The 11,395-nt window shown below is 40.8% G+C and carries 11 protein-coding genes; 6 read left to right on the top strand and 5 right to left on the bottom strand.

From position 1 onward, the window contains the following. Positions 1–133: 133 nt before the first annotated feature. The gene (locus NE535_RS07200) at positions 134–370 is read right to left on the bottom strand and encodes a hypothetical protein (protein ID WP_261297978.1); all 237 of its coding nucleotides are present in this window, start codon (positions 368–370) and stop codon (positions 134–136) included. A gap of 181 nt (positions 371–551) precedes the next feature. On the opposite strand from NE535_RS07200, the gene NE535_RS07195 reads away from it, so the two are divergent. The 4 genes from NE535_RS07195 to rlmM all read left to right on the top strand — a co-directional run bounded on the left by NE535_RS07195 (position 552) and on the right by rlmM (position 3,787). Beyond that, the gene (locus NE535_RS07195) at positions 552–1,463 is read left to right on the top strand and encodes a transcriptional regulator GcvA (protein WP_261297977.1); all 912 of its coding nucleotides are present in this window, start codon (positions 552–554) and stop codon (positions 1,461–1,463) included. Continuing rightward, positions 1,444–2,166: an alpha/beta family hydrolase gene (locus NE535_RS07190; RefSeq protein WP_261297976.1), complete on the top strand. Its 723-nt coding sequence runs from the start codon at positions 1,444–1,446 to the stop codon at positions 2,164–2,166. Before NE535_RS07195 ends, NE535_RS07190 begins: the two co-directional genes overlap by 20 nt. Before the next feature lie 52 nt (positions 2,167–2,218). After that, positions 2,219–2,608 (top strand): DUF423 domain-containing protein, encoded by a 390-nt coding sequence (locus NE535_RS07185; RefSeq protein WP_261297975.1) that lies wholly within the window; start codon positions 2,219–2,221, stop codon positions 2,606–2,608. A 75-nt stretch (positions 2,609–2,683) separates the two neighbouring features. Next, a complete protein-coding gene (gene rlmM / locus NE535_RS07180) occupies positions 2,684–3,787 on the top strand; it encodes a 23S rRNA (cytidine(2498)-2'-O)-methyltransferase RlmM (RefSeq protein WP_261297974.1) in 1,104 nt (367 codons plus the stop codon). Between the two features lie 95 nt (positions 3,788–3,882). On the opposite strand, the gene NE535_RS07175 is transcribed toward rlmM, so the two are convergent. Beyond that, complete coding sequence (locus NE535_RS07175) at positions 3,883–4,893, bottom strand: isocitrate dehydrogenase (protein WP_261297973.1); 1,011 nt, start codon at positions 4,891–4,893, stop codon at positions 3,883–3,885. A 248-nt stretch (positions 4,894–5,141) separates the two neighbouring features. Between NE535_RS07175 and NE535_RS07170 the strand changes: the two genes are divergently transcribed. Together NE535_RS07170 and NE535_RS07165 are read left to right on the top strand one after the other, a co-directional pair. Beyond that, positions 5,142–5,291, top strand: coding sequence for a hypothetical protein (locus tag NE535_RS07170; protein ID WP_261297972.1), 150 nt, complete (start codon positions 5,142–5,144; stop codon positions 5,289–5,291). A gap of 69 nt (positions 5,292–5,360) precedes the next feature. Next, positions 5,361–8,105: an alpha/beta hydrolase family protein gene (locus NE535_RS07165; RefSeq protein ID WP_425347448.1), complete on the top strand. Its 2,745-nt coding sequence runs from the start codon at positions 5,361–5,363 to the stop codon at positions 8,103–8,105. A gap of 680 nt (positions 8,106–8,785) precedes the next feature. On the opposite strand, the gene NE535_RS07160 is transcribed toward NE535_RS07165, so the two are convergent. The 3 genes from NE535_RS07160 to ppnN are packed head-to-tail and all read right to left on the bottom strand — an operon-like array spanning position 8,786 to position 11,388. Continuing rightward, entirely contained in the window at positions 8,786–9,199 is a 414-nt protein-coding gene (locus tag NE535_RS07160) for a DUF3192 domain-containing protein (protein WP_261297970.1), read from the bottom strand. Positions 9,200–9,251: 52 nt separating this feature from the next. After that, entirely contained in the window at positions 9,252–10,028 is a 777-nt protein-coding gene (xni, locus tag NE535_RS07155) for a flap endonuclease Xni (protein ID WP_261297969.1), read from the bottom strand. A 4-nt stretch (positions 10,029–10,032) separates the two neighbouring features. Beyond that, on the bottom strand, positions 10,033–11,388 hold the full coding sequence (gene ppnN, locus NE535_RS07150; RefSeq protein WP_261297968.1) for a nucleotide 5'-monophosphate nucleosidase PpnN: 1,356 nt from the start codon (positions 11,386–11,388) through the stop codon (positions 10,033–10,035). Between the last annotated feature and the right edge of the window lie 7 nt (positions 11,389–11,395).

Genomic DNA, 11,395 nt, shown 5'->3' with positions numbered 1-11,395 from the left:
AACTCTCTTATTGAGCGTGATTGATTAACAATGACACATAAAAAAACCGCAATCTATGCGGTTTTTTTATGACATTTATGGCAAGCTATCAAGGCGAGTGTAAATGTGTGAAAGTACTATTCAATTATAAAGGTTAATCAGCAACTTGTGTGCGAACCGTTTTCATTTGTTGATCATTTTCAGCAACGATAACTTCATTCGCATCTTTAACGACTTCTTGTTGCATTTGATTGAGATTATCAGCTAATTGCGCATTAATCGTTGCGTGTAAATCGCTAATATCTACTAGATCCATTTCGTTAGCTTGTGCGGCGCTAAGGCTGAGTGATGACATCATAGCCAGTGCTAGAACAGATTTAAGGTTGAACATAGGTGAGCCTCCGGGCTGACAAATCTTTTGATTGCCGGACATTCCCAAATACGTCGAAGAGACTGTCCAACTGACTTAATTTCAATGATGCCAATTTAATCAAAAATACTGTTCTTTACAAACGACAAAAAATATCGATAATCATTAGAAAAACTAATTAAAAAACGAGAGATTGATCACCATGTCTAGACGATTACCTCCCTTGAATGCAGTAAAAGCATTTGAAGCGGCAGCAAGAAACCTCAGCTTTACAAGGGCTGCAGAGGAGTTGTTTGTGACTCAGGCTGCTGTAAGTCATCAGATTAAAGCATTAGAAGATTTCTTGGGTTTAAAGTTGTTTAGGCGCAAAAATCGATCATTATTGTTAACAGAAGAAGGTCAAAGCTACTTTCTCGACATCAAAGATATCTTTATTCAGCTAGGTGAAGCGACGGAAAGGCTGCTTGCTCGTAGTGCTGTAGGCTCACTTACCGTGAGTATGTCTCCTAGTTTTGCTATTCAATGGTTAGTGCCTCGCTTAGCGAAGTTCAGTGAGAAAAACCCTGATATTGATGTGCGCATCAAAGCCGTTGACAGTGATACAGGCTCATTAACTGATGATGTCGATGTGGCGATTTATTATGGTCAAGGAAACTGGGCAGGACTTAGAGCCGATAAATTACGCAATGAAGTATTGATCCCCGTGTGTTCGCCTTTATTGCTTAATGGACCTAAACCGTTAAATACTCCGGCAGATTTAAAACACCATACGCTACTACACGATTCTAGTCGGCATGATTGGCAAGCCTGGTTTAGACAATGTGGCGTCAGCGATATTAATGTAAACCAAGGGCCCATTTTTAGTCATTCTTCATTGGTATTGCAGGCTGCTGCACATGGTCAAGGTGTGGCATTAGGTTACAGCGTGTTAGCTCGCCCCGATATTAAAGCTGGGCGCTTGGTATGTCCTTTTTCTGAAGTGTTAGTGAGTAAAGATGCCTATTACTTAGTGTGTCAGCAGAATCATTCAGAGTTAGGAAAAGTCAGCGCGTTTCGTGAATGGATGGTCGACATGTTTGCTGAGGAGTCGCGTAGTGATTTACTCGCAGGATAGCATTAACGCTAACGCAGAATTAGCTAGAGATTATGTTTTAGATGGTGCAGTGGCAAGCGAGACGCTTATTGTGTTAGCTCATGGGGCGGGGGCAAATATGCACCATGCGTTTATGCAGCAATTAACTCAAAGTTTGGTGGATGAAGGCTTTGCTGTTTATCGATTTAATTTTTTATATATGCAAGCCAATATGCTTGATGGTAAAAAACGCCCACCAGATAGAGCGCCAAAACTCGTACAGCATCTCGAAAGTGTATTGGCAGATATCCAACATAAACAGCAGCAGGGTGAAATAAACGCCAAGCGAATTTTGTTTGTTGGTAAATCTATGGGCTCTCGTATGATGGCAACATTAACCTCAAGTTTGCATCAATGTGAAATGATAGCTGCACAATCTGCGTTGAATCGTGTTATTGGGCAAGTATGCCTGGGTTATCCCTTTGTGCCGATCAAAGGCGGTGAGCCGCGTTTACCCCCGCTGAATGAATCAAGCATGCCGACATTGGTCCTACAAGGTGAGCGAGATAAATTTGGTTTACCGGACCAAATAGCCTCGTGGACATTTCGCCAAGGCATTGAATTTACCTCTATACCTGATGGTGATCATAGTTTTGCCCCCAGGAAGTCGTCTGGTACAACGTTTGACGCTAATCTAGCACTTGTGGTGGCTGAGATTATTCGATTCTCGAAGTCGTTAGCCTAAATTTGTTATCCGAAGGCTTGTGTAAACAATAAGTCCAATATTAAGGCATGATATGAAACATCGATTATTATCAGTCGCGGCGATGAGTGGCTTTATCGCAGTCGCGTTAGGGGCATTTGCAGCTCATGGTTTAAAGAAAGTGACCTCACCAGAACTGATTAGTATTTTTAATTTGGCTGTCGAATACCAGTTTTACCATACCTTTGCACTAATAGCTTTGGCGTTTGCTGCAAATTGGTTGTGCCCTAAACTGATTAACTGGGCGGCGATTTTTTTCATCACAGGTATGGTGTTATTTTCCGGTTCTCTTTATTTATATGCGTTGATTGGTCAAAAGTGGCTAGGGCCAATTACCCCCATTGGCGGTGTTTGCTTGCTCATAGGCTGGGCGATATTTGCAACAGCGGCATGGCGTAAGCCTGTAAGTAAGGATCAAATCTAAATCTGCTATAGCGCCATATTCTTGCTATAATCCGACAAAATTTGGCTTCAAGTTCGATTATTGCTAAGGCTTTACATGAAAAACCTATTCCTATTTTGCCGTGCTGGATACGAGAAAGAGTGCGCTGCAGAAATTCAACAACGTGCCGCAGAACTTAATATTGGTGGTTTTGTTAAAACCAATAACAATGATGCTTATGTTATTTATCAATGTTTTGATGATAATGGTGCCGATGAATTAGCTGAGAAATTAGCGTTAAGTTCACTTATTTTTACTCGGCAGATGTTTGCATCGGCAGATTTATTAATTGATCTTCCTGAGCAAGATAGAGTTAGCCCGATTATTCAGGCACTAGGTGAATTATCTAAGTGCGGTGAATTGCGCGTCGAAACCCCCGATACTAATGAAGCGAAAGAATTGTCAGCTTTTTGCCGCAAGTTTACCGTTCCATTGCGCCAAGGTTTAAAAAAGGCGGGAATTTTACTGGGGGCCGAAAACCCACGCCGTCCTATTGTCCATGTGTGTTTTATTGGTCCAGGTAAGGCCTATGTTGGCTATTCACTAAGTCATAATAGCTCGCCGCATCCGATGGGGATCCCGCGCTTAAAAATGGTGGCCGATGCTCCAAGCCGTTCAAGCTTAAAACTCGACGAAGCCTTCGGTGCCTTTTTAACCAAAGAAGAGCAAGACTTGCGCTGTCGCAGCGGGCTAAATGCCGTTGATTTAGGGGCTTGTCCTGGTGGTTGGACTTATCAATTAGTGCGTCGCGGTATGATGGTCGCCGCAGTTGATAATGGCCCAATGAATGAAAAATTGATGGAAACAGGGCAGGTTAAACATTACCGTGCCGATGGTTTTAGATTTGAACCGCCGCGTAAAAATATCTATTGGTTAGTTTGTGACATGGTGGAAAAACCATCCCGCGTCGCAGAATTAATGGAAGCATGGGCAATTAATGCCTGGTTTAAAGAAGCCATCTTTAACCTGAAATTGCCAATGAAAAGCCGTTATAAAGAAGTGCGGGTTATTTTAGATACGATGGCTGAAATTTTTAAAGAAAATAATATTGAATATAAGATGCAGTGTAAGCACTTGTATCATGATCGCGATGAAGTCACCGTACATTTATGGCTATTCCCAGAAAAAGGCGTTAACTATGCCGTGCTGGGCGAAAGATAAAGCATTAACGTTGCTTTACTAATGTTAGTGATACAGTACAAACTAAAAAGCCCTAATAATTTAGGGCTTTTTTCGCTAAACCAAACGCCAACAAATTAATCTAAACGGTCTAATACTGCTTGGGTGAAGTCTGTGGTGCCATATGTGCCGCCTAAGTCACGGGTAGTACGGTCGCCTTCTTCAATCACTGCTGATACGGCATTGCGGATCATTACCGCTTTATCTGACATGCCAAGGTATTCCAGCATTTGAATTGACGCTAAAATAACCGATGTTGGATTGGCTAAGTTTTTACCCGCAATGTCAGGGGCGCTACCATGCACGGCTTCAAAAATAGCTGCATCACGTCCAATGTTAGCCCCCGGTGCCATACCTAAACCGCCGACAAGACCTGCACACAAGTCAGACAAAATATCACCAAATAAGTTAGTGGTGACCATCACATCAAAGTTTTCTGGATTCATGACTAATTTCATGCAGGTTGCATCAACAATCATTTCTTCGGTGATGATATCAGGATAGCGAAGACTGACTTCACGAGCCACTTTCAAGAATAAACCTGAGGTTGATTTCATGATGTTAGCTTTATGCACTATGGTCACTTTTTTACGGTTTTCTTTACGAGCTAATTCATAGGCAAAAGTCACAATTTGTTCAGCGCCCTGGCGGGTAATAATACTGGTTGCTTCTGCTGTTTCACCGTCATCAGATACTTTTTGACCTAAGCCAGAATACATACCTTCGGTATTTTCACGAACCGTAATAATGTCGATATTTTCATATCGTGCTTGAGTGCCTTTAAATGAATTAACAGGGCGTACGTTGGCGTACAGGCTAAATTTTTTACGCAGGCTAACATTGATAGATGTAAACCCCTCTCCAACAGGCGTCGTTAACGGCCCTTTGAGGGTTATACGGTTTTTTTCAATTAAATCGAGTGTACGTTGCGGTAATAATTCACCGTGTTTCTCTAGCGCTGTTAAGCCTGCATCTGCAAATTCATATTCAAAATCACATCCTGCTTTGTCGAGAATTTTTAATGCTGAGTCGATAATGCTTGGGCCAATTCCATCACCTGGAATTACGGTTATTGTACGTTTTGACATGAAAAGTCCTTACACCCTAGGGTTACTGCAATAATTACAGCGCATTAATTGGGGCCACTGTATGAGAGTTAAGTTAGTTTCGTCAGTCTCATAAATGGTGATTTGATGATGTTAATCATCTGTTTTCTAGCGACCATTTTAACGATTTTTAATCTTTATTTACACAATACTGTTGATCAAATCGCATTTAACAAACATTTGTGATGTGTTTTAGATTAAAATAGCCGCATTAATGACAAATGAATGTGATGACACGTTATTGGTTAGCCAAAGCCTTTTTATACAAAAGGTTAACCGTATCAAAGCAGGGTATTTTGTTCATTTATCTAGCGGTTTTGCTAGACGACCATAGTCGAATAGTCAGTCTTACTCGTATTGACAACGTTAGCTGGCGTTAAGGTTTGTGCCATCATAATTATAAGAAGAGGAATGTTGTGAAACTATCTTATTTGCTTACCTATCCAATGATGGTGATGTTATCACTGTCATTTACGACAAGTTTTACATTTGCGCAGCCGTTAACGCTGACGGACATTATGCATTTTAGTACCTTACAGCAACCAGTTATTGCTGAGGATGGAAGCATGATGGCGGTAGAGGCTAAGCCCGATCGTGGTGAAAGCTCTGTCATTGTTAAATCTATTGATGCTACCAAGAGTTTTAATATTACTAACGGAACTAAGCCAAAAATCAACGCCAGTGGCCGATTTGTTATTGCGACGATTCCTGCAAGCCTGTTAGAACAAGAAACTAAAAAGAAGTCTGAACTAACCCAAGGGCTAGCGTTACTTGATACAAAAACGGGTAATCAACAAACCTTTACTAATATTAGATCCGCTCAGTTTAATGATAATGGCCAATATTTAGCGGTATGGTTTAAAGAAGATAAAACTGCTGATGCAGATACTAAAGCGCTCGAGCCTAATACCCGTAAAAGTGACAAACTTGAAGATGATGATAAAGGCACTCGATTAAGCCTCATTCACTTAACCACAAATAAAATTATCCAGCTTACAGATGTGACTCAATTTGCGTTCGATGAGTCAGGTGTTAACTTTGTTGCCGCAGTAAATCGTCATGAACAAAAGCAACATCAAGTGGTGCTAGTCAATTTAACCCATCAGACACAGCGAGATATTTACAGCGTTAATAATGAGCAAATTGGTGAACTAGCCTTAAGTAATGACGGACGTTATGTTGGATTTACCACAGGTAAACTGACTCAGAAACGTGACGGTCGCCAATATCAATTGCATGTTATTAATATCAGCTCAGGTAAACATCGTCAGCCGACTAGCGAAGACTGGACGTTAAATCAATATGCTACTTTAATGTTTTCCCGTGACAGCGAGCGTTTGTTTGTTGGCCGAGTCCCGCAAGTTGTTGCACCGCGACAACAGCTAAAGTATACCGATGACAATTCTTTGTTTGATTTGAATGTGATTGCTGACAACAAAAATCTACGTGTTTGGCACGGTGATGATGCCAAAATTAAGCCACATGAAATAAAACAATATCAGGATGAATTAAAACGCACTTATTTAGCGGTTTATCACTTAGGCGCTGACAGCATTATCCAATTGGCAGATGAACAGGTGCCAACCGTTCAGTATGGCGAGCAAGCGCGATATTTGGTTGCTACATCAGACGTGCCTTATCAGAAAATGATCACATGGGCGGGTTTCTATCAAGATGTGTATCTAGTTGATTTAAATACTGGACGCAAAATATTGGTGTTGGCACAGCAGCCAAGCGATGCGATTCCGACATTGTCGCCCAATGCAAGATTCTTACGCTATTATCAGCAAGGTAACGTACATATTTATGATATAGCGCAGGCCAGAAGTTATAACTTAAGTGGGCAATATGCCGTACCTTTTGCCGATGAGGATCATGATTACCCAAGTGCGGCGCCGGGTTATGGTTTCGGTCCATGGCTTGATGATGGTTCAGGTTTTATTAGCTACGACAAATACGATGTGTGGCAATTCAACACCATTTCGCATAGCGGATTTATGTTGTCTAATGGCGAAGGTCGCAAGCAGGGTGTTGAATACCGAGTTAAAGGACTTATTAAAGATAAACAACCGGCAACCGTTAAAGCTGACCAATCCATATTGTTAAAAGGTTACAGCCATCGTACTAAAGCCGATGATTTCTATGTGGCAAAAGTAGGTGTTGCGGGGGTTAAAAAGCTCACCGATAGCCAAAGTAAATTAACCGTATTAGCCAGAGCAAAGCAAAGCGATGACATACTGTATTCGAAACAGCGTTTCGATTTATACCCAGATATTTATGCCGCATCACTAGATGGAATTAATAACTCTAAAAAGTTGACATCATTAGATAAAAATCGTCAGGCGTTTAGCTGGGGTAAATCTGAATTGGTTCAATGGACCGATGCTGATGGCAATGTTGCTGATGGTGTTTTGATTAAACCAAGCAATTATCAAGAAGGTAAACGTTACCCTGTGATGGTGTATTACTATCGCTTTATGAGTGATCGATTACATGCTTTCCCTGATATGAAAATCAACCATAGGCCCAATTTTGCTTGGTACACCAATAATGGTTATGCCATATTTTTACCTGACATCCGCTTTGAAATCGGCTATCCAGGGATTTCAGCCGTTAAAGCGTTAACTACAGGCGTGCAAAAAATAATCGATATGGGCGTCGCCGACCCGAAAAAAATAGGTCTTCATGGTCATTCATGGAGCGGCTACCAAACTGCATTTGCTGTAACGCAAACTAATATGTTTGCTGCAGCTGTGTCAGGTGCGCCAGTCTCTAATATGACTAGCGCATACAGTGGTATTCGTCATGGAAGCGGTCTTGCAAGACAGTTCCAATATGAAACAGGGCAAAGCCGCATAGGTGAAAGTTTATTTAAAGCACCACAAAAATATATTGAAAACTCTCCCATATTTTACGTTGAACGAATTCAAACGCCAATGATGATTATGTTTGGTGATATTGACGATGCTGTTCCTTGGGAGCAAGGTGTAGAAATGTATTTAGCGATGCGCCGAGCTGGAAAAGATGTTGTGTTTTTACAGTATGAGGGTGAGCCTCATCATCTGAAAAAGTATCCAAATAAGTTGGATTACACCATTAAAATGCGTGAATATTTTGACCACTATTTATTAGGTGAACCTGCCCCAGTATGGCTTGAAAAAGGCGAGGCTTATCGAGAGTTTGCTAAGGATTAATGATATTAGCTAACCTCAACTAGGGTTAATAGATGGGCTCAATTAGCTGAATTCAAAAGATTTAGCTAATTTTGTAGCAAACTTGTCATTTGTTTTGAAAAAAGGCAGATTAACACGTCAATAGCTGGCCTATTGCAAGTTAATGAAACGCAGTTAGCAAGACAAAGGGCTGTTTGGTAAGCGTTTATTATCCAGAACTGGGGTTAACTAGAGCAAGTTGAACTGTATCGGTTTAATTTTTCGAGTTAAACACGTTTAAATCGTGATGCCTAGTCATCTAGGTAAAAACCATTCAACAAAGAGTACCAGGTGTTTAGCTGAATCCTTGCGGCTGTTTTTGTGGGCCATTCTTAGTGCGATATCGACTTTTTATGTAGAGTCATTACCGCAACACTCAGCCTTGTCAGTGTAAGCATAACCAATAACTCGCGTTAAAACTACCAAGTACTATAGGTTCTAATGACTCGTATAAAATGCAGGCTTAACGGTCTGCATTTTTATGCGGATGACATTTAATTGAGTGTTAATTAAAAGTGCTATTTGAAACATTTTGATTTTATCTGCGGGTAACGTGACCTCAAAGAGCGAGTTGTTGCAACAATGCTGAATGCGGATGATAAAAAGATCGAGGATGTAAACGAGCGACTCAAAATGATTTGAGTCGCTAAAGGATAATAGATTTAGTGTTCTAAAGCTGGTTGTGAGGCCTCAAGCAATATTTTGCTGTCTAAATATTGCTGGTAGGTCTCTAAGCCCCAAGCGATAAGAACATTGTTTTTAAACAGTAAAGGGGTGCATTCGTCTCGAGTTGTTATTCCGTCGGATGTTATGTGGTGGGTGCGATAAAACAGCAATTGGTATTGCCCATCAGTAGCTGTTTTTGCTTCGACAAAGTCAGCTCGGCCAAATATTTTCTTGATTGCTTCTAACGATTGTCCAAAGCTAATTTCAGTAATTTTTTGACTATTGTAAGCTTGTCTATCTTCCCAAGCACGGTCTTCTGGAAGAGGCTCATAAATAAACATCACCACAGCAACAAATATGAGATAAGCAATAAATATCCCACCGATAATATAAGTAGCACTTGCCTTCATTTATTGCTCCACAATTGCGGTATTTGAATATGTTTTATTCAGTGTAAAAGATTTATACATGTTTGTTGATATCAACTTGATAGCGAAATTGTTTCAAATTGATATTAAGAGGTATATCGCATTGTAATTGAGCCAGTTTATAGCTGATACGCGCAAGTTCTTTGCCTTCAGCAAGTTTCTGTGCTTGTTTAGGGCCGAGATTTTCCAGTGAGCGATATAAGTTAGCTAAGGTTCGAAATTTATTGAGTAAATCCGCAGCAGACTTTGGGCCGATGCCGGCAATGCCGGGGATTTTGTTGCCACTGTCGCCAGCAAGCGCAATAAAATCTAAAAATTGGCCATGTACCACGCCGAGTTTACGTTCATGCTCAACTAAATCAAATGCTTGTTGATTGAAATGATCCCAAATTATTAACTCATGTTGCGGCAGTTGGCTAAAGCCTTTGTCTGTAGATGCGATAATGGCTTGGCCTTGATTTTGGGTGATTTTAAGTGCCAAGGTAGCTATAACGTCATCAGCTTCAGAAAGGGCATCAAGTGAGTGAATATGTTCTGCTGCTAAAGCTGCTTTAATATCTTTGAGTCCGATCTGAAGAGGAGTCGGCATAGGTTTGCGACCTTTTTTGTAATCTGAATAGAGCTTTTTACGCCATGACTCTTGCTCACCGTCCCATACTACAATTACATGGGTAGGTTGATGCAACTGGAGCATTTTATGGCAAGCCGCTAACGATCGCACTTTTACGCTTTCGATATCATTTTCATCTGGTAACACCGCATGAATGCGGCGTACCAGATTGAGTCCATCAATAATCAGTAATTTATTCATTAAGTTATTTTATTATTTTGTAGCATGGTTCGTAGGCGCTGCCAGGCAATTTCATCCGTTGTTGTGTAACAAATGCGCTAAGCAAGTTATCCATCATGCTCATTAACTTGGGATCGCCTTTTATCTGAAATTTCCCATGCTCTTTGATGAGTTTAATGGTTTCACCTTTCACATTACCTGCCACAATACCCGAAAATGCCTTGCGCAAGTTGGCGGCCAGCTCTGCTTTATTATTTTGAAAATATAAGTTTAAATTTGCCATAACTTCATGGCTAGGGTCAAAAGGTAATTGGAATTCAGGTTCGATTTTTAATGACCATTGGTATTGATATGCATCGCCTGTTTCCTTGCGATAGGCTTTTACTGCTTCCATACCTTGTTTCATGATTTGTCCCACTTTTACTGGGTTATCAATGATAATCTGATATTTGCTTTGCGCCTCTTCTCCTAATGTTGCACCTATAAACTTGTCTATCTCCTCAAAGTATTGGGCACTTTCTTTTGGGCCGGTTAGCACCAAAGGGAAAGGGGTGTTAGCATTTTCTTTATTTAATAAAATACCTAAAAAATACAATAACTCTTCAGCGGTACCTGCACCGCCAGGGAAAATAACTATCCCATGTCCTAAACGTACAAAAGCTTCTAAACGTTTTTCAATATCCGGCAAAATAACCAACTCATTGACGATTTGGTTAGGCGGTTCAGCGGCAATGATGCTGGGTTCTGTTAGGCCGATGTAACGGGCATTTTTAACCCTTTGCTTGGCGTGACCAATCGCAGCCCCTTTCATTGGACCTTCCATCGCGCCAGGACCACAACCTGTGCAGATGTCCAACTCGCGTAATCCCAGCTGATAACCTACTTCACGGGTATATTGATACTCGATAGCATTAATACTATGTCCACCCCAACAGACAACCACGTTAGGATCTTTCATTGGGGAAATTGCACGGGCATTTCTTAATATATCGAATACCACGTTGGTAATGTGGCTCGCATTGGTCAGATTGATGTGTTTGAGATTATCGTATTTATTGGTGATATAAATTATGTCGCGTAATACGGCAAATAAATGCTCTTGAATACCAACAATAATTTTACCATCAACGAAGGCTTTTTCTGGGGGATTGATCAGCTCAAGTTTTATACCGCGCTCGCGCTGCAATACATTAATGTCGAAGCTTTCAAATTTTTCAAATAAGGCTTCGGCATTATCGCTAATAAGACCTGACGACAATACCGCTAAAGAACAACTGCGATACAGTTGATAAAGCTCACTTTTTGCACCTTGTTTGAGGCGATCAACTTCTAGCTGTGATAGTTGATCTAAACTGCCCCGAGGACTAATCCGTATAATCATAAGCAAC

This window comes from Shewanella holmiensis (assembly GCF_025370255.1).
GTDB classification, from domain to species: domain Bacteria; phylum Pseudomonadota; class Gammaproteobacteria; order Enterobacterales; family Shewanellaceae; genus Shewanella; species Shewanella holmiensis.
Note: the sequence above shows the minus strand (reverse complement) of the source record. Positions and strands in the feature narration are given on the sequence as shown.